The organism is Herminiimonas sp. KBW02 (genome assembly GCF_003852535.1).
Classification (GTDB): Bacteria; Pseudomonadota; Gammaproteobacteria; order Burkholderiales; family Burkholderiaceae_D; genus Oxalicibacterium.
This window is the reverse complement of sequence record NZ_QAJP01000008.1, coordinates 330,789-348,632: the sequence shown is the minus strand read 5'-3', so window position 1 is coordinate 348,632 and position 17,844 is coordinate 330,789. Positions and strand designations below refer to the sequence as shown.

16 protein-coding genes and 1 tRNA gene are annotated in these 17,844 nt (G+C 53.9%); 12 read left to right on the top strand and 5 right to left on the bottom strand.

Annotated features, from left to right (window positions below):
• Window positions 1–3 precede the first annotated feature (3 nt).
• From DBR37_RS14910 to DBR37_RS14900, 3 genes are read left to right on the top strand one after another with little or no spacing between them, the layout of a single operon-like run.
• Complete coding sequence (locus DBR37_RS14910) at window positions 4–1,068, top strand: microcin C ABC transporter permease YejB (RefSeq protein WP_124575262.1); 1,065 nt, start codon at window positions 4–6, stop codon at window positions 1,066–1,068.
• On the top strand, window positions 1,065–2,108 hold the full coding sequence (locus DBR37_RS14905) for an ABC transporter permease (protein ID WP_124575261.1): 1,044 nt from the start codon (window positions 1,065–1,067) through the stop codon (window positions 2,106–2,108). The genes DBR37_RS14910 and DBR37_RS14905 overlap by 4 nt, the downstream gene beginning before the upstream one ends.
• Window positions 2,105–3,697, top strand: a complete 1,593-nt coding sequence (locus tag DBR37_RS14900; RefSeq protein WP_124575260.1) for an ABC transporter ATP-binding protein — start codon at window positions 2,105–2,107, stop codon at window positions 3,695–3,697. Before DBR37_RS14905 ends, DBR37_RS14900 begins: the two co-directional genes overlap by 4 nt.
• Before the next feature lie 45 nt (window positions 3,698–3,742).
• Here the strand turns inward: DBR37_RS14900 and DBR37_RS14895 are convergent, their stop codons facing one another.
• Together DBR37_RS14895 and gloB are read right to left on the bottom strand one after the other, a co-directional pair.
• On the bottom strand, window positions 3,743–5,326 hold the full coding sequence (locus tag DBR37_RS14895; RefSeq protein ID WP_124575259.1) for a transglycosylase SLT domain-containing protein: 1,584 nt from the start codon (window positions 5,324–5,326) through the stop codon (window positions 3,743–3,745).
• A gap of 249 nt (window positions 5,327–5,575) precedes the next feature.
• Window positions 5,576–6,346 carry a hydroxyacylglutathione hydrolase gene (gene gloB / locus DBR37_RS14890; RefSeq protein ID WP_124575419.1) on the bottom strand — a complete coding sequence of 257 codons (771 nt, stop codon included), beginning with the start codon at window positions 6,344–6,346 and terminating at the stop codon, window positions 5,576–5,578.
• A gap of 4 nt (window positions 6,347–6,350) precedes the next feature.
• Here gloB and DBR37_RS14885 point away from each other — a divergent pair, with 4 nt between their 5' ends.
• The 4 genes from DBR37_RS14885 (at window position 6,351) to DBR37_RS14870 (ending at window position 8,462) form a co-directional block, all read left to right on the top strand.
• Window positions 6,351–7,130, top strand: coding sequence for a class I SAM-dependent methyltransferase (locus tag DBR37_RS14885; protein ID WP_124575258.1), 780 nt, complete (start codon window positions 6,351–6,353; stop codon window positions 7,128–7,130).
• A gap of 24 nt (window positions 7,131–7,154) precedes the next feature.
• Window positions 7,155–7,589 carry a ribonuclease HI gene (gene rnhA, locus DBR37_RS14880; protein WP_124575257.1) on the top strand — a complete coding sequence of 145 codons (435 nt, stop codon included), beginning with the start codon at window positions 7,155–7,157 and terminating at the stop codon, window positions 7,587–7,589.
• Window positions 7,590–7,629: 40 nt separating this feature from the next.
• Window positions 7,630–8,352, top strand: coding sequence for a DNA polymerase III subunit epsilon (gene dnaQ, locus DBR37_RS14875; RefSeq protein WP_124575256.1), 723 nt, complete (start codon window positions 7,630–7,632; stop codon window positions 8,350–8,352).
• 35 nt (window positions 8,353–8,387) lie between these two features.
• Window positions 8,388–8,462 (top strand) — tRNA-Val (locus DBR37_RS14870).
• 67 nt (window positions 8,463–8,529) lie between these two features.
• On the opposite strand, the gene DBR37_RS14865 is transcribed toward DBR37_RS14870, so the two are convergent.
• On the bottom strand, window positions 8,530–9,327 hold the full coding sequence (locus DBR37_RS14865; protein ID WP_124575255.1) for a hydroxymethylpyrimidine/phosphomethylpyrimidine kinase: 798 nt from the start codon (window positions 9,325–9,327) through the stop codon (window positions 8,530–8,532).
• Between the two features lie 202 nt (window positions 9,328–9,529).
• On the bottom strand, window positions 9,530–12,226 hold the full coding sequence (locus DBR37_RS14860) for an EAL domain-containing protein (protein ID WP_124575254.1): 2,697 nt from the start codon (window positions 12,224–12,226) through the stop codon (window positions 9,530–9,532).
• Window positions 12,227–12,994: 768 nt separating this feature from the next.
• Here DBR37_RS14860 and DBR37_RS14855 point away from each other — a divergent pair.
• The 5 genes from DBR37_RS14855 to DBR37_RS14835 all read left to right on the top strand — a co-directional run bounded on the left by DBR37_RS14855 (window position 12,995) and on the right by DBR37_RS14835 (window position 17,186).
• Window positions 12,995–13,309, top strand: a complete 315-nt coding sequence (locus tag DBR37_RS14855) for a hypothetical protein (RefSeq protein ID WP_233588391.1) — start codon at window positions 12,995–12,997, stop codon at window positions 13,307–13,309.
• A gap of 48 nt (window positions 13,310–13,357) precedes the next feature.
• Complete coding sequence (locus DBR37_RS14850) at window positions 13,358–13,720, top strand: hypothetical protein (protein WP_124575252.1); 363 nt, start codon at window positions 13,358–13,360, stop codon at window positions 13,718–13,720.
• A 467-nt stretch (window positions 13,721–14,187) separates the two neighbouring features.
• Window positions 14,188–15,522, top strand: coding sequence for a cyclopropane-fatty-acyl-phospholipid synthase family protein (locus DBR37_RS14845; RefSeq protein ID WP_124575251.1), 1,335 nt, complete (start codon window positions 14,188–14,190; stop codon window positions 15,520–15,522).
• A 161-nt stretch (window positions 15,523–15,683) separates the two neighbouring features.
• Entirely contained in the window at window positions 15,684–16,304 is a 621-nt protein-coding gene (locus DBR37_RS14840; RefSeq protein ID WP_124575250.1) for an OmpW family protein, read from the top strand.
• 309 nt (window positions 16,305–16,613) lie between these two features.
• The gene (locus DBR37_RS14835; protein WP_158610257.1) at window positions 16,614–17,186 is read left to right on the top strand and encodes a DnaJ domain-containing protein; all 573 of its coding nucleotides are present in this window, start codon (window positions 16,614–16,616) and stop codon (window positions 17,184–17,186) included.
• 33 nt (window positions 17,187–17,219) lie between these two features.
• On the opposite strand, the gene DBR37_RS14830 is transcribed toward DBR37_RS14835, so the two are convergent.
• Window positions 17,220–17,831 (bottom strand): FMN-dependent NADH-azoreductase, encoded by a 612-nt coding sequence (locus DBR37_RS14830; protein ID WP_124575248.1) that lies wholly within the window; start codon window positions 17,829–17,831, stop codon window positions 17,220–17,222.
• Between the last annotated feature and the right edge of the window lie 13 nt (window positions 17,832–17,844).

Sequence of the window (17,844 nt, the reverse complement as noted above, 5' to 3'; positions counted from 1 at the left end):
GCGATGAATCTGTGGTCTTACATAATCAAGCGCGTATTGCTGATGCTGCCCACTTTGCTGGGTGTGATCGCGATTACCTTTGCCGTGATCCAGTTCGTCCCCGGTGGCCCGGTTGAACAGGCGCTGGTCGAACTGAAGGGACAGTTTGGTGCCAGTGGAGACGTGGGCGGTGGCGGTGGTGGTGCGCAGTATCGCGGACGGCAGGGTATAGATGCGGAGCGCGTGGCCGAGATCAAGGCACTGTATGGCTTCGACAAGCCACCGATAGAGCGCTTCTGGCAAATGCTGAAAGGCTTCGCGACCTTCGACCTGGGACAAAGCTTTTATCACCACAAGGATGTATGGGATCTGGTGGTATCCAAATTGCCGGTATCGATCACGATAGGGATGTGGACCTTTTTCCTGACCTACTTTATTTCGCTGCCGCTGGGCATCGCCAAGGCAGTGCGCGAAGGCAGCCGCTTTGATTCACTGACTACCATGCTGGTGCTGATCGGTTATTCGATCCCGGGCTTTATCCTCGGCGTGTTCCTGCTGGTGATGTTTGGCGGCGGCAGCTTCGTGCAATGGTTCCCTTTGCGCGGTCTGACTTCGGATAACTGGGAGCAGCTGTCGCTGATCGGCAAGGTACTCGATTACTTGTGGCACATCGCCTTGCCGGTGACGGCATCGGTAGCGGGCTCGTTTGCGGTGATGACCATGCTGACCAAGAACACCTTCCTCGAAGAGATACGCAAACAGTATGTGCTGACCGCTCGCGCCAAAGGTCTGAGCGAAAACAAGGTCTTGTATAAGCACGTATTCCGCAATGCGCTGATTCCACTGGTGACCGGTTTTCCGGCCGCCTTCATTGGCGCCTTCTTCACCGGCAGCTTGCTGATCGAAACCCTGTTCTCGCTCGACGGCCTTGGTTTGCTGTCGTATGAATCGGTGATACGACGCGATTATCCGGTGGTGATGGGGACGCTGTATCTGTTCACATTGATCGGCCTGGTGGTCAAGTTGCTGGGCGACCTGTGTTACGTCTGGGCTGATCCGCGCCTGCAGTTTGAAAGCCTGAACTCATGAACCAACTCGCTACCGCAGCGCCGGTTTCACCGGGACGCCGGGTCTGGCTGCGCTTTAAAAAGAATCGTCGCGGCTACTGGAGCCTGATTATTTTCAGCGTGCTGGTAGTCATCAGTTTGCTGGCGGAAGTGCTGTCGAACGACAAGCCGCTGGTGGCACGCTACAACGGTGAGCTGGTATTCCCGATACTGCAGACCTATTCGGAAAAGAAATTCGGCGGTGACTTCGAATCGCCCGCTGATTACCTCGATCCCTTTATCCGGGAACAGTTCGAGAAGGACGGCAACTGGGCCATCTATCCGCTCAACCGCTATCACTACGACACGCTGAATTACTTCGCGACATCGCCGAATCCGGCGCCACCGTCTGCCGAGAACTGGCTGGGTACCGATGACCGGGGGCGCGACGTGGTGGCGCGCCTGCTGTATGGCTTCCGTGTCTCCGTGCTGTTTGGCCTGGCGCTGACATTCACCGGCGTGTTACTGGGTTTGATTACAGGTGCTATCCAGGGTTACTTCGCGGGCAAGACGGACTTGTTCTTCCAGCGCTTCATGGAAATCTGGGGCGCGATGCCTGAGTTGTATCTGCTGATCATCTTCGCGTCGATTTTCCAGCCCAGCATAGGCTTGCTGCTGATCCTGCTGTCACTGTTCGGCTGGATGGGTTTGTCGGATTATGTGCGCGCCGATTTCCTGCGTAATCGTAATCTGGAATATGTACAGGCGGCGCGTGCGCTCGGTTTGTCGAACGGCCAAATCATCTGGCGTCATGTCTTGCCGAATAGCCTGACCCCGGTCGTGACCTTTTTGCCGTTCCGTATGAGCGGCGCGATTCTGGCGTTGACCAGCCTGGACTTCCTCGGGCTGGGTGTGCCACCTTCGACCGCCAGCCTCGGTGAGTTGCTGGCGCAGGGTAAAAACAATCTGGATGCATGGTGGATTGCCTTGTCCACCTTCGTGGTGCTGACCATGATGCTGCTCCTGCTGACGAATATAGGTGATGCCTTGCGCAATTCGCTGGATGTGCGGAGGAAGGCATGAGTCTGCTCGATATACAAAACCTGCAGGTATCGTTTGATACCAGCAAGGTGGTCAACGATGTCAGCTTCAGCATTGCAGCTGGTGAAAAGTTTGCGCTGGTCGGTGAGTCGGGTTCCGGCAAGACGGTAACGGCCTTGTCTTTGCTGCGTCTAAACCAGGACGCGACATACGGCGGCAAGATTCTGTTTGAAGGTCAGGACATCCTGCAAAAGACCGAAGCGGCGATGCGCTCGGTGCGCGGCAATGATGTCGCGATGATCTTCCAGGAGCCGATGACGGCACTGAATCCCTTGTTCACGATAGGTAACCAGATTGCCGAAGTGCTGATGTTGCATGAAGGCATCAGCGCGAAAGCGGCCGCCTTGCGTACGGTTGAATTGCTGGAAAAGACTGGTATTCCGGAACCGCAACGACGTGCCTTATCGTATCCGCATGAATTGTCCGGTGGTCAGCGCCAACGCGCGATGATCGCGATGGCGCTGGCCTGCAAGCCCAAGCTGCTGATCGCCGATGAGCCGACCACGGCACTCGATGTCACGATACAGGTGCAGATCGTCGAGCTGCTGAATCAGTTGCAGCGCGAAGAGAATATGGCCGTGCTGATGATTACGCATGACCTGAATCTGGTGCGCCATTTCGCTGATCGCGTCGGCGTGATGGAAAAAGGGCGCTTGCTGGAAGTGGCGACGACGCAGCAATTATTCAGCGCGCCGCGTGAAGCCTATACAAAGAAGCTGCTGGCCAGCCAGCCGCATCAATTGGTGAATGAGGTGAGTGAGGCGGCGACGCCTTTGCTGCAGGCCGAGCAGGTCAGCTGTAGCTTCGATATCAAAAAAGGCTGGTTCAAAAAGCTTCCTTTTGTCGCCGTCGATCAGGTCGATGTGCAGGTGCGGCCGGGCGAGACGCTGGGCATAGTCGGTGAGTCCGGCTCCGGCAAGTCGACGCTGGGCCTGGCGCTGCTGCGCCTGTCGAGTGCGCATGTAAAAGGTGAAATCAGTTTTGCAGGGCAGTCGATTACCAACCAGAGTCGCGATTCCTTGCGTCCTTTGCGTGCGCGCATGCAGATCGTGTTTCAGGATCCGTTCGCTTCACTGTCACCGCGCCGCACGGTAGAGCAGATCGTTGGCGAAGGACTGGCTTTGCATCAGCCGCAGCTTGGGCCGCATGGCATACGCAAGGCGGTGGCAGACGGTTTGCAGGAAGTGGGTTTGTCGGCCGAGATGATGACGCGTTACCCGCATGAATTCTCCGGTGGCCAGCGGCAGCGGATTGCGATTGCGCGTGCGCTGGTACTGAAGCCGGATTTGATTTTGCTGGATGAGCCGACGTCTTCACTGGATGTGTCGGTACAGCATCAGGTGCTGTTGCTGCTGGCGGACTTACAGAAGAAGTACGGTATGGCTTATATCTTCATCAGCCACGATCTGGCCGTCATACGCGCGATGGCACATCGTGTGATGGTGATGAAAGACGGGAAGGTAGTGGAGCAGGGCCTGACACAAGCGGTATTGTCGAAGCCGACGCAAGCTTATACCCAGCGTTTGCTGGCTGCTTCGGTCTACGCCCGTCCAGATGAGGTGGCAGTGTAAGCGTCGGGCACGACGCTTACTTGAGCTTGCTTACTTCGGGTTTGCTTATTTCAGATTAATTTTGCCGCTGGCGGATGCAACGCTGATTTTGGCGGGTGTCTTGTTGCCAGATTTGTTGGAAGCGACTGCGGTTTTAGCTTTGGTCGATTTGGCAGGTGTGCGGCTGGCCTGTTTGGTGGATTTCGCGACTGACTTGCTCGGTGCTGCTTTTGATTTGTTGTTGCTTGCGACTGCGGCTTTGTACGGTACGTGTAATTCCAGTTTCTGACCGCTGGCCAGTTTGTCGTGGCTCAGGTTATTCCATGATTTGATTTGCGCGATGGTGACTTTGTAACGGCTCGCCAGCGTATTAATGGTTTCCTTTTTCTTGACAGTCACATTGATGCGCTTGGTATCCGGTACGTCCGGCGCCATGGCCAGCGTCGCGTTGTCGGCGACTTCCTGTGTAATGTCTTTCTGTGCGCTGTCCTCAGTGCGTGGTACCAGCACGGTCGAACCAGCTTTCAACACCATCTTAGGCGGAATGTTGTTCACTTCGCGGATGATTTGCGGCGTGGTATGGAATTTCGCTGCAATGGTTTCTATGCGTTCACGTGCATTGGTGACCTTGTGCGCAGTCCACGACGACAGCGCATGGCTCCATTTTGCCAGGTTGGCCTTGAACTTCTCTGCATTGCTTTGTGGCAGCAGGATTTGGGTGTTGCTGCTGCCGGTAATCACAGGGCGGTTGAATTGCGGATTCAAGGCCTTGAATTCATCCATAGGCAACTCAGCCAGTTGCGCCGCCAGCTTGACGTCGATGTCGCGGGTTTTGGCGATGCTGACGAAGTAAGGCTGGTTATCGACCTTCAGCAGGGTAATGCCGTAGGCATCCGGTGAGGCGATGATGTTCTTGACCGCTTGCAGCTTCGGTACATAGTTGCGGGTTTCTGCCGGCATGTAGGCCGACAGGCTGTTGAAGTCGGTGCCTACGCCCGCTGCTTCAGCTTTCTTGATGGCGCGCTGGACCGAGCCTTCGCCCCAGTTATATGCAGCCAGCGCCAGTTGCCAGTCACCAAACATGCCATACAGCTTTTGCAGGTAAGTCAGCGCAGCATCGGTCGAGGCCAGTACGCTGCGACGCTCATCCTTGAACATATTTTGTTTCAGGTTGAAGTCGCGCCCAGTCGATGGAATGAATTGCCACATGCCTGCCGCTTTGGCGGTTGAGTAGGCTTGCGGGTTGAATGCGGATTCGATGAAAGGCAGCAAGGCCAGTTCGGTCGGCATGCCGCGTTTTTCCAGTTCCTCAACCACGTGGTACAGATACAGCGAAGCACGTTTGGTGGTGCGGCCGATATAGTCAGGGCGCGAGCTGTACCAGATCGTCTGGTTGATCACCAACTGGTTGTCGGTCAGGTCAGGTATGCCAAAGCCTTTGCGGATGCGTCCCCAGACGTCATCTTCACTGGTGACAACAAATTCACTGAGGGGATCGTTGGCGAGGGCGGGATTGTCTTGCAGGGCTGCGTCTTTTACCCAGTTGTAGGGCGGTAGCGAGAGATCGCTGGCGTGGGAGAGGCCGGCGAAGCTTAGCAAGACGGCGGCAGTAATGGTTTTGTAGGGCACTTTAAAATCGGATGTAGGCATGGGATCTCACAAAAATACCGACCCATGAGCAGCCGGTTGAAAAGGATAATGGCCGAGTGTAAGTAATGCGCATTTTGCTAGTCAAGACAATTTACACAACAGCTAGTGTTTATCGCCTGTTTTTCCACTAAAGGCGGATATCAAAAAGATAATATTTCTCACGAAAAACCGGCATTTGCCGGTCTTTGCTTGCTCATGGGGAATTATTCGGGGTACTGCTAAGAAAATACTGATAGTGCTGGCAATGGCCTAGAAGTTGTTTTTCCACTCACGCAGCGCAGCGAAGACAGCGACCGGATCAGCATTCTTGGCGCGACCGTCGGCTACCATTTGCCTGGCGATAGCCGGTTCACGGGCACGCAGGAAGGGATTGGTCGACTTTTCGAGGCCGATATTTGACGGGACGGTCGGAATATTTTGCTTGCGCTTGGCCTGTTCAGCCTCGAAGCGTTCTGCCAGTACGGTATTGGCCGGTTCTGCGGCCAGTGCAAAGCGCAGGTTGGAGATGGTGTATTCGTGGGCGCAGTACACCTTGGTGTCATTCGGCAGCGCTGCAAGCTTGTCCAGCGAAGCCAGCATTTGCGTTGGCGTACCTTCAAAGATGCGACCGCAACCACCGGCAAACAGTGTGTCACCGCAGAATAGCCAGCCTTGCTCTGGCGCGACGTAAGCGATGTGGCCCAGCGTGTGGCCGGGTACATGCAGTACCGACAATTTCAGGCCGAGCTCAGGAACGGTGACGATATCGCCTTCATCCAGTGCTTGCGTGACGTTGGCAATAGGATCTTTGCGTGGCGCATAGACCGGAACTTTGAAATGCTGCAACAAAGTTGATACACCGCCGACATGGTCACTATGGTGATGAGTCAGTAGAATAGCGACAAGGGAAAGTTTATGCGCTTCCAGCGCGGCAAGTATCGGTCGGGCATCGCCCGGATCAACCACAGCGGCATGGACGCCATCGTGGATAATCCACAGGTAATTGTCGTTAAAAGCGGGAACAGTCAGTACACTCAACATACGCATGGAAACATCTTCTACAGAAAAATCCATTATATCCCTCGGGCCCTGGCTTGAGACACCGACCGGCAACTATGTGCGGGATTGGGAGCACGCGCGTCTGGATGAGTTGACGGTAGACATCTTTGGCTTCAACGCCACCCAGATCGGCTTGCCGCAGATCCAGGCCTTGCGTGCCAACCGCATGCCGCACACCTGGCTGACCGATACCGGCTTCCCGGCTAAAGGGCATGACAACGAAGCGCATCCGCTGGTGGTGGTGCAGGATTTTGAAGAATTGCCGTATGCATCGGCCAGCATAGACCTGGTGATTCTGCCGCACGCACTGGAGTTCGCGAAGGAGCCGCATCAGGTTCTGCGTGAAGTCGAGCGCGTGCTGATTCCGGAAGGGCAGGTCATCATCTGCGGCTTTAATCCGTATAGCTTCTGGGGCGCGCGACAAATCATCGGGCGTCTGAGCGAATCGTATTTCCTGCCGCAGCAAGGCGAATTCATCAGCCTGCCGCGTGTGAAGGACTGGCTGAAGTTGTTGAATATGGAAGTCAGCGGTGGTTACTTCGGTTGCTATGCGCCGCCGTGTGAAACCCAAAAATGGCTGGATCGCTTTAATTTCCTGGAAAACATAGGTGAGCGCTGGTGGCCTTACCTTGGTGCAGTCTATGTGGTGCAGGCAGTCAAGCGTGTGCGTGGCATGCACCTGATAGGCCCGACCTGGAAAACACAAAAAGCCACTGCGCCGCAAGGCGTGCCGGCGACCAACAAAATACATAAGTCACACAAATAAGTAGCAGAGAGAAAAGAAAGCAGCATGGACAAGATAGATATATATAGCGATGGCGCGTGCAAGGGCAATCCTGGCCGTGGCGGCTGGGGCGCGTTGCTGGTGATGGGCGAACACGAGAAAGAAATTTTCGGCGGCGAACTCAACACCACCAACAATCGTATGGAACTGAAGGCAGTCATCGAAGCGCTCAACCTGTTGACCCGTCCCTGCGAAGTGGTCGTGCATACCGATAGCCAGTACGTACAAAAAGGCATCAGCGAATGGATACACGGCTGGAAAGCACGCGGCTGGAAAACCGCTTCCAAGGAACCGGTCAAGAATGTGGATCTGTGGCAGGAGCTGGATGCCGCGCAGGCGCGTCATAAAATCGAATGGCGCTGGGTGCGTGGCCATAATGGCCATGCCGGTAATGAGCGCGCCGATGCACTTGCTAACCGTGGCGTTGAAGTCGCTGCCTGAGTGCAGTGATTATTTTTTACACTTTGAATACTGATTAAGCATGCGACAAATTGTTCTCGATACCGAAACGACAGGGCTGAACCCGCGCTCGGGTGATCGCATCATTGAAATCGGTTGCGTCGAACTGGTGAATCGACGCCTGACCGGTAATAACTTCCATCACTACATCAATCCGGAACGCGACTCGGAAGAGGGTGCGCTGGCAGTGCACGGATTGACCACTGAATTCCTCAGCGACAAACCGAAGTTTGCAGAAATCGCCGATGAATTCCGCGACTACATTGCTGGTGCGGACGTCATCATCCATAACGCACCGTTTGATATCGGCTTCCTTGATGCGGAGTTGAAGCGTGTTAACACGCCTACATTCAAGGAACATGTAGGCGAAGTGATCGATACGCTGGTACAGGCGAAGGAAATGCATCCGGGCAAACGTAACTCGCTGGATGCCTTGTGTGATCGTTACGGTATCTCGAATGCGCACCGTGCATTGCACGGCGCGTTGCTGGATGCGGAGTTACTGGCTGAAGTCTATCTGGCGATGACGCGTGGCCAGAACAGCCTTAGCATGGATTTGGGTGCGGGTGATGTAGGCAGCGATGGCGAAGTCCTGGAACTGGTCGCGATTGCGCCGGTGCAATTGCAGCTGGCGACCGAAGAAGAACTCGCTGCCCATACAGCGATGGTGGACAGCCTGGACAAGCAAGTGAAGGGACAATCCGTCTGGCGCAAGCTGGAAGCGGAGCCTGAAGCAGAATCCTGAGCGGCTACTATTTTATGAGATAATTTGACCACTCCGGGAGGTTAGCTCAGGGGTAGAGCGATCGCCTCACACGCGATAGGTCACAAGTTCGAAACTTGTACTTCCCACCAGGATTCAATTAAAAAAGCCTGACGATTATTCGTCAGGCTTTTTTGTTTTGCGCGCTTCGCTTACTTGTTAAGCGCAGAAATCCAGGGGCAAACGTCGTGGGAAGTGCTGTCCTTTACCCGAGCGATCCGCATCACGCAGCGTGCGCCAGGTATAAGCCAGGGCATTCTCTACCGCTTGTACAGGCGCTTCGCCCAGAGCCAGGCGACCTGCCAGCGTACTCGCCAATGTGCAACCCGAGCCGTGATAGTTGCCAGGCAAGCGATCACAGGTGAAGGTATGCGAGCTACCGTCACGGGAGTACAAGCGGTTATGGACTTCCTGTTCATCACCGTGACCGCCGGTAATCAACAAGTGCTGACAGAACGGCAGTAATTTTGCCGCGCATTCATCTGCCGTACCATTCGGCAATTCAGCGAGTATGCGTGCCTCCGGCAGATTCGGTGTGACCACGGTTGCCAGCGGTAGCAAACGTTCACGCATCGCGTAACCGACTTCATCTTTACCCAGTGCGCCGCCGCCGCCAGCGCGCAAGACAGGATCGCACACTACCGGCACATTCGGCAGGCGTTGCAAAATGCTGGCAACGGTGTCCACCATTTCAACCGAGCCCAGCATGCCGAGTTTGATGCCGGCGATAGGCAAGTCGGTAATCACGGCTTCGGCTTGCGCCAGTACCCAGGCCGAATCCAGTACGCGGAAATCGGAAACGTCGACCGAGTTTTGTACGGTCAGTGCGGTAACGGTAGGGGCTGCGTGGCAGCCTTGCGCCATCAGTGCCTCGATATCGGCCTGCAGGCCTGCACCACCGCTGGGGTCATGGCCGGAAAGGCAAAGGACGACAGGGCGGGAACTGGAAGTATTCATAGTGCTGATTAACTCTTTAAACATGGTGCTTGTACAAGTGTATTCCACGGGGAAATTACACCAGCTTAAGCAACCTGAAAAAATGATAGGTTCAAGTATTGAACCGGACTAGCTCGCCAGACGCGTTGCGCCCGCCATTATAGCCGCGACTGCGGCATAAGAGCCGAATCGGCAAGCCCGATCCGGAAAGGGCGGGGCAGGCTCAGGGGAAGAGGTTTTGCTTGCGTATCATGTCGGCAATGTTGTCCGCCGGTAGCGGCCACGCCACGTAGTAACCCTGTACTTCATCGCAGGACAGGGTTTGCAGGATGCGCAGTTGTTCCACAGTTTCCACGCCTTCCGCCACCACGCGCATGCCGAGCGCCTTGGCCATGGAGACGATGGCCGTAAAGAAGATTTCGCCATCCTTGCCGCGTCCCAGTTGGGAGGTGAAGGCCTGGTCGATCTTGAGGATGTCCATATCCAGTCTTTGCAACAGTGACAGCGATGAGTAACCGCTGCCAAAGTCATCAACGTGGACCCTGATACCCATTTGATTGATGGCGGTCAGTTCGTCAAAGATATCGCCGATGTTGCGCATCATCGCTGATTCAGTCAGTTCGATCTCAAGCAGCGATGCCGGTACGGCATACTTCGCGAGGCTGGCTGCCAGCGATTTTTTGACCTTGCCTTCATTGAATTGATGCGGTGAGACATTGACCGAAACCGGTACTGCGTCCACACCTTGTTTCAGCCAGTGCGCCAATTGTGCGCAGACTTTATCAACCACCAGTTCACCAATCTGATTGATCAGCCCGGTTTCTTCCGCCAGGCTGATAAAGTCGTTCGGCATCACCAGGCCGCGGGTCGGATGCTGCCAGCGTATCAATGCCTCTATGCCCAGCAATTTGCCGGTCTGGGTATGTACCCGTGGCTGGTAGTAAATGATGAATTGATCTTCACGGATTGCCTGCTGCAATTCCTGTTCTGTATTGATCCGCAGCTTGATGTTTTCATACAGCGTGTGATCGTAAAAGCGGAATTGACCTTTGGAGCCGGTTTTAGCGGCATACATTGCAATGTCGGCATTCTTGATCAGGGTTTCCACATCCTGGCCGTCACGCGGGAAGATGCTGATGCCTATGGAGCCGCCGATTTTATTTTTTTGCGAACCGTTACCTCGTGCGAAATCGAATGGTTCACGCAAAACCTGGTTAATGCGGAACGCGATGTGAGCGGCTTCTTCTTCACTGTGTATGGCTTCCAGAATCACGGTGAATTCATCGCCGCCTATGCGTATGACCTTGTCTGTCGGGCGCAGCACCGAGCGCAGGCGTTGCGCGACTGTGCACAGCAATTGATCGCCTGCCGAATGACCCAGCGTATCGTTGATGTTCTTGAAGTCATCAAGGTCAATGAAGAGTATCGCCAGCATGGTTTGATTTGCTTTGGCGTGCTCCAGTGCCTTTGGCAGATAAGCCATGAACCAGTGACGGTTGGGCAGGGCAGTCAGGCCGTCTTCTGTCGCCAGGCGCGCCATTTCCCGTTCATGGCGCTTGGGCTCACTGATGTCGCGCAGTGTGACTGCCAGACCGTCTTCGGAGCGCACAAATTTTCTTTTCAGCCACTCGGCGTCGACCGGGCTGTCGGGCGGGACTTCATAATCGTCTTCGAAGAAGCCGGTTTCCATCGCGATACGATAAGCCTGCATCACGTTGTCAAAGTATGCGCCGGAGTAAAAATCAGATACCCGGACGCCGGTGAACTTGTCCTTGCTCATATTGTAGAAGGACGCACCTTTTTCATTGCAATCCACGACCTGGAAGTCGGTGATGTATTCGTTGCGATCGCGGCTTGGCAGCAGAATGTAAAAACCCTCGTTGCCGCCTTCAGTCGCAATGCGATAGGTTTCGCGGATCGCATCCGCTTGCTGTTTGCGCCATGCCAGTCGGATCGACATCCACATCGCAGTGCCGGCAAACAAAAGCAGGAGCATGCTGCCGACGATGGCGATCTTGCGATACATGGCGAGATTGTTTTCATACGGCAGCAGGATGTCTTCCTTGCTCAGGCCCACCATTACATAAAAGGGATAGCCTTTGAGTTTCTGTGTCGCGATGAAGTGGGTGTCTATGTCTGAATACTGACGCGCATTGCCGATAACGTTGGGTGTCGTGTACTCGGCGCGCAGTGGAAAGGAAACCAGCGATAAGGCGTCGTCTTTGCGCCCGCGCATTTGTGCGACGCGCTCAATACCGTCATTGCCGATAAAGGCCAGCACGCCGTCGTGTCCGAGGATAGGGTCTTCGGAAAAAAGGGTGAAGAACTCAGGCGCCAGGCCTAATACCAATACACCGGCGAAGGTGCCGTCTGCATTCTCCAGACGGCGCGTTACCTGGACTATTCTTTCCTTGCTGAGGCGTCCTATGGTCGGTGTGCTGATGCGCAATTCCGTAGAGGTGTTCTGCGCATGGAATTTGAAATACTCGCGGTCAGCAACTGTGAACATTTGTGTGACCGGAATGCTGGTGGTGAGCGGGTGGCCGTCCACGTCATAAATGGCGACGGATGAGAACTGCGGCACGTTCAGCAAACCTTTGCCTATCATCTCTTCAAAGCCGAGATAACCCTTCGATTGTTCCCAGCCGTATTTGATTTGCTGCGCCAGTTGATCCAGTTGTTCTATGCTCCTGGTCAGGTATTGCGCATAGGCTTTGGAGATGGAGACGGCTTGTTTGGCTGCATTTTCCTGCAGGATGCGTTTGTCGTTTTCCAGCTTGGAATAAACCACACCCCACAGCAGGGCCATCAGTAGCAGGGCCGACAGCGGCCACAGAATCAGCAGACGTAAATGCCGTTGGATGAAGCTGATTTTCGGTGAGCTATCGCGCGGGTAATCACCTTGGTTTTTCGCATGCATAAGAATAATCAACCGGGCATAGGTTACGTTCTGTGATGGAAACTAGACGAGGTAAGCGAGCGATAGCGAAAGAATGCGACTCTGCGCTTGCTCATGGAACTGACGAATGTGCAGTCCGGGAGGTCGAAGAACGGTTCTTGCGTTTCTGTTTCTCGTTGTCAGCGAGCTTGTCTATTAAATAATTATTTAAATATCTATCTGTCTCTTTGCATAAGTCTGGTGCCACATGGATCACTGCTATAGCGACGATTTTGTCCCCGCTATTCGTAGGCGTACATGCTTGAAAGCGACCAAGTGTAGCCATTAGGAAATATTGCTGTTATCCCATATATATGGGAGAAATAGGTGGTATGACACTTTAATTAACAAATGCGACTGATTTGATTTTGCGGATGAATGTTGCCTATAGGGAAAACCGTCCTGCGGCTTGCTCAGATGGCTGCGGCTGTATATTTTTTTAATTTTAAATTTAACAATTACGCCAGTTAAATCGATGCGGGTCTTAATCAATTGGCATCTAAATTAACATTTATCTCACATGATATTGTTCCTGTGAGGGTGCGCTATCCCGCGCCAGCTTTACTTTTAGCTGCTTCGGCGCAGATCCGGCTACTGCTCCGCGCCAGCCATAAAACGATAGCTTGAGGCCTGCGGTCGAGGATTTTTCTTTTGCGCCGACCTGGTTTGCCTGCATCTGCGTCTTGCTGTCAGGCTATGGGACGCGTACCATGAAGCCATAAAACAATGACATTTTTTATGGAGACATCAATGTCAGTTCACTTGATTGAAGCAGTTCGTTTTAACGAGGCAGGCGACAGGGTAGAAGCGGTGAAAATGGGGCGTGGCCATCGTAAAGGTGACGGCTCCCCGGGTTGGGAAGCGGTAACAACGGAGCATGACGTCAGCCTGGTCGTCGATGCGCTGCACTTTGGTGATGAAGTGGCAACCGCTTTCAAGGTTGGGAATGAAATGGTGCTGGGCCCGCGCGTCCACATCGTGATACATGAGCACGGCATTGAAGACATCGACACGATAGACCACGATGTCCCGGGCCGTACACTGGCAGATTTGCCACGATTCTGAACTGTCGCCAGGCGGCAGTGACATATATATTTGAGATTGGAAGCAGTAATGGGTGGTGATTTAACGACGGATGAGTTCGACGCACTGGCGCAGATAGTCGCTGGTATCAAGCACGGAGAACGGCCATCTGCTTGTGTAGCAAGGAATACCAAGCGTCTGCTCGGTCTCAAATATATCGAATACGCCAAAAACGGTCAGTTGGCCTTGACTGACAAAGGTAAGCAAACCTTGTTCATCAAGAGCTGTATCAATGGCTTGCGTGCCATTGCGACTGATCCTGCAACGGTTTTGAAATCCGATGTGCAAACCTTTCTCGGCAAAAAAGGGCATATCGTAGCGAAAGATGGTGGCCACGAAATTACGGAAAAAGGCCTGGAATGCCTGGCCGATATAGATGCCCGCAGTAAATAATCCACCCTTGCCCGCCTGCTGATCGCTCCCGCTTCGTGTGTATATTGCCCTGCAATGCACACTTGCAAACATGATCGTATAATCGCTTCTGCTTACCACCTTGCCATCTCCGTGGCCCGGTGGTGATCGCGCTAATTTAATCTTTATGTAAAAGGCACTGCGCAGGCAGCCAGCTCAGCCATTTCAGTGTCGCATTAGGTCGAAGTAATCGTTTTTCTGCTTTTAGAGAACTCATTTTTGAAATGAGTTTTAAAGGGGGAGCGTTACATGAAATCTGTTTGCTTACCTGGATTAAGTCCTCCGCCTCGTTCTGCGGATTGGAGGGCACATATTGTCTGCCCAGTACCGGCGGCAATTCTTCACAGGCTCAATGAACATCGAGCCGCGTTTCTTGTCTACACCATACTTATTGCCGCCGCACGAACGTGTGCGGTCCCGTCATGAATTTTTCAGATAGGGCTTAAGCGATGAACGATCGAAACAATCAACTCGTCACACCAGCAACACTACTGGCTGACTCTTTCAGTAATGCGCAGATAGAAGCAGCGCTGCGCATACTGAAACATCTGTTGCACAACTTCCCGGGTGCCACTGCATTCCGTGTCCTGGGCGAAAAACTCGACCAGATCGAAATTGCCACACCGAAGTTCACACTGTTATTGCGTGATCCTACGGTGCTGCGCAAGCTGGTATTCGGGCGCAGTCCCTTGCCGCTGGCCGATGCATACATCAACGGTCTGATCGACATCGATGGCGATCTGTATGCGGCGCTGGGACTCAAACAATACTTCGCTTCCTTTGACTTCTCACTCGCAACACGCTGGGCGCTCTTGCGTGATGCCTGGCGTTTGCCGTCCAGGCCGAGGAATCTGCCGACCACGCCTTTTGGTTCGGGCGAATTCGCGCACAAGCACTCGAAAAGCAGTGATCAGGCCGCGATCTCTTTTCATTACGACGTTTCCAACTCCTTCTATCAACTATGGCTGGACAAGCAGATGGTGTATTCATGTGCTTACTTCCACTCACTGGACGACACGCTGGAACAGGCGCAGGAAAACAAGCTTGATCACATTTGCCGCAAACTGCGGCTGAAACCGGGCGAGCGCTTCCTCGACGTGGGTTGCGGCTGGGGCGCGATGGTGTGCTGGGCTGCAAGTCACTATGGCGTCAAGGCGCATGGCATTACCCTCAGCGAGAAGCAGTATGAATATGCACAGGCACGCATACAAGCGGAAGGACTGGGGCATCTGGTCACGGTAGAGTTGCGTGACTATCGCGACCTCGAAGGTGAATCTGTCTACGACAAGATTTCCAGTGTCGGCATGTTTGAACATGTAGGCCTGGCCAATCTGCCGGTGTACAACTCGACCATCAAGCGTGTATTGCGTCCGGGCGGACTCTTTCTCAACCACGGCATTACGCATGATGAAGAAGGCTGGCAACGTACGATAGATACCGAATTCATCAACCGCTATGTCTTCCCGGACGGGGAGCTGGATACGGTCAGCAACATCCAGCGTCGCATGGAGCAGACCGGTTTTGAAATTCACGACGTGGAAGCCTTGCGGCCACATTACGCACTCACGCTCAGGCAATGGGTCAAGCGGCTCGAAGAGCGCCGCGAAGACGCATTGCAATACGTCGGCGAATCAGCCTACCGCGTCTGGCGCTTATACATGGCTGCATGCGCGCTGGAGTTTGAATATGGCGGCACTGGCATCTATCAGATACTCGCCTCCAAACCGGGCGGTGCAGAAGCAGCAGTGCCGCTGACACGTAGCGATATCTACGCTGCTTCCTGAGCAGAGCCATTCGTGCCGCACCCTTGCCACGTGTGCAAGGGTGCGGCATTTTCGTTGCGCTGGCTGAGCGCAGCAATTCACACAATACTTGATCGATATCAAATACCCTAAATGGCGGAGGCGTAACGTAGAAGCGTTCCCATCCAACCAAGAAGGTAATCATGAAGAAATCGGTATTGGCCGTCGCCCTGTGCTCTTTGGCCGCTCTCAATTCACAGGCATTTGCCCAGCAATCGCAAGAAGGTTCGTGGCTGGTCCGTGTGCGTGCAGTCAATCTCGATCCGGCGAACAAGTCTGATCCGATAGGCGGCGTGGGCGCATCGGATCGCCTCACCATTAATTCCAAAGTCATACCGGAACTCGACATCAGCTACTTCTTCACACCGAACTGGGCGACAGAGCTGGTGCTGACGTATCCGCAAAAACAAAAGGTTGCACTTGATGGCGCGCAGATCGGTACCTTCAAACACTTGCCGCCTACCTTGACCTTGCAGTACCACTTCACGCCTGAGAAAACTATCAGCCCGTACGTCGGTGCCGGTATCAACTATACGCGCATATCGAGCGTTGATATCCTGAATGGCGCTGCACGTCTGGAGAAGAACAGTGTGGGTCTGGCACTGCAGGCAGGTGTTGACTTCAAGATCGATAAAAACTGGTCGATTAACCTGGATGTGAAAAAAGTGCAGATCAGGAGTGATGTGAATACTGCGGCCGGTCAGTTGAGTGCGGTCAAGATTGATCCGTGGCTGATTGGTGTGGGTGTCGGTTATCGCTTCTAAGCTTTAGCAACGGCCGTTTAGTGCAAGTGGCAACCCGGTAGTACAAATGGCTTACGCATGTGCGTAGGCTATTTTGCGTGGCTTAGTTCACTTCCTTATGACCGTAATTTCTTTGGGCTGGGCGAACTTCAACAGCAATCCGTAGTGAAAATTTTTTCAGTTAATCACTTGACCTGCACCAAGCCTCAATATTTTCTTATGGGCAATCTTGCGGGTTTTAGACTCAGGTGACGTGCCATATATATGGGATGGTTTTATCGTAATAAATATATTATAAATACGATAACAAAAACCACGAAAGGCGGGACTATGGGAACGCTTTATGAAGTGTTGGGCGTAAGTCGGCAGGCGACATCAGCTGAAATCGAGCGAGCGCATATAGTCACGCTGGCGGCGCTGGCGATAGAACCGCCGACCTTGAATATCGAAGAGCGCGACATCCGCGAAAAAGTCATCCGCGAGGCTTACACCATTTTGTCTTCGCCGCACCGGCGCGCGGCCTACGATGAAAAATTAAGAAGCAAGGTGCGGCCGACCGAGTCTGCCATCGTCAGTGCACCATTCCCGTGGACCAGGATCATCGCAGCCATGATGCTGGTAGTGGGCTGTCTTTATGTTTATCAGGTGCAGGCAGATAAAGCCGAAGTCGAAGTGGCAGCGCTGGAAGTGCAGAAAGCCGAGGCGGAAGCGGAGCGTGCCGAACAACTTGCACTGGCCGAACAGGTGCGACTGGAGCGGCAGAAACTGCAGGAAAAAAGAGCAATACAAGCGAAGCAGGATCATGAAATCGCCCAGATCAGGCGTGATGAGCGCTTGAGGCTGGAGCGGCTTCAAAGGATGGAGGCGCAAGCATCTCAGGAGCCGGCCTCTGCAATACGTTGAGTCCGGCAAGTACGGCTAAACGGAATGCTTGCTTTAGTTTGCCGCCAGCGCCTGTAGCAATTTTTCAGACAATGGCTGGCGTACTTCATTCACCGCTTGTGCCACTGCATCCGGACCGAAGACCAGACCTTGCAACGGGTAGAAGTAGGTGTCGTTGATACCTATCGATGCCAGCGCATAGCGCAGATAAGGTGTGAGGAAGTCTGCCTGCCTGGCGCGTTCCCCGGCAAAGAATCCCCCCGAACTTACCAATACCAGGGTAGGGCGATCTTTCATCAGACCGACCTTGCCCTGTGGCGTCGCGGCGAAGCTGCGATGGATGCGGATCACATGATCCAGCCATAGCTTCAGTGCTGCCGGTACCGTGAAGTTGTGCATCGGTGTGACGATAAGAAGTACATCGTGTTGTTCCAGCTCGGCGATGAGTTGCTCCGACCATTGCAGCTCGCTGACGTCATGCGCCGCGTTCGAGGTAATGGCCAGTGCATAGTCGCGCCCGATCGCAGGAAGTGGTGTCTGCACCAGATCTCGTTCCGTGATGTGTATATCGCTGATGCCGGATGCAGCCAGTGTTTCTCTTGCGAGGCGGTAACCGTGGCTGGTGTCGCTGTGCGGGCCGCAGTTCAGTAACAAAATACGTGTCATGGGATTCCTGTAA

What these genes read in the sequence shown, in the direction of transcription:
- DBR37_RS14910 (WP_124575262.1), top strand. Translation starts at nt 4, where the DNA reads ATGAATCTGTGGTCTTACATAATCAAGCGCGTATTGCTGATGCTGCCC.
- DBR37_RS14905 (WP_124575261.1), top strand. Translation starts at nt 1,065, where the DNA reads ATGAACCAACTCGCTACCGCAGCGCCGGTTTCACCGGGACGCCGGGTC.
- DBR37_RS14900 (WP_124575260.1), top strand. Translation starts at nt 2,105, where the DNA reads ATGAGTCTGCTCGATATACAAAACCTGCAGGTATCGTTTGATACCAGC.
- DBR37_RS14895 (WP_124575259.1), bottom strand. Translation starts at nt 5,326, where the DNA reads ATGCCTACATCCGATTTTAAAGTGCCCTACAAAACCATTACTGCCGCC.
- gloB (WP_124575419.1), bottom strand. Translation starts at nt 6,346, where the DNA reads ATGTTGAGTGTACTGACTGTTCCCGCTTTTAACGACAATTACCTGTGG.
- DBR37_RS14885 (WP_124575258.1), top strand. Translation starts at nt 6,351, where the DNA reads ATGGAAACATCTTCTACAGAAAAATCCATTATATCCCTCGGGCCCTGG.
- rnhA (WP_124575257.1), top strand. Translation starts at nt 7,155, where the DNA reads ATGGACAAGATAGATATATATAGCGATGGCGCGTGCAAGGGCAATCCT.
- dnaQ (WP_124575256.1), top strand. Translation starts at nt 7,630, where the DNA reads ATGCGACAAATTGTTCTCGATACCGAAACGACAGGGCTGAACCCGCGC.
- DBR37_RS14865 (WP_124575255.1), bottom strand. Translation starts at nt 9,327, where the DNA reads ATGAATACTTCCAGTTCCCGCCCTGTCGTCCTTTGCCTTTCCGGCCAT.
- DBR37_RS14860 (WP_124575254.1), bottom strand. Translation starts at nt 12,226, where the DNA reads ATGCATGCGAAAAACCAAGGTGATTACCCGCGCGATAGCTCACCGAAA.
- DBR37_RS14855 (WP_233588391.1), top strand. Translation starts at nt 12,995, where the DNA reads ATGTCAGTTCACTTGATTGAAGCAGTTCGTTTTAACGAGGCAGGCGAC.
- DBR37_RS14850 (WP_124575252.1), top strand. Translation starts at nt 13,358, where the DNA reads ATGGGTGGTGATTTAACGACGGATGAGTTCGACGCACTGGCGCAGATA.
- DBR37_RS14845 (WP_124575251.1), top strand. Translation starts at nt 14,188, where the DNA reads ATGAACGATCGAAACAATCAACTCGTCACACCAGCAACACTACTGGCT.
- DBR37_RS14840 (WP_124575250.1), top strand. Translation starts at nt 15,684, where the DNA reads ATGAAGAAATCGGTATTGGCCGTCGCCCTGTGCTCTTTGGCCGCTCTC.
- DBR37_RS14835 (WP_158610257.1), top strand. Translation starts at nt 16,614, where the DNA reads ATGGGAACGCTTTATGAAGTGTTGGGCGTAAGTCGGCAGGCGACATCA.
- DBR37_RS14830 (WP_124575248.1), bottom strand. Translation starts at nt 17,831, where the DNA reads ATGACACGTATTTTGTTACTGAACTGCGGCCCGCACAGCGACACCAGC.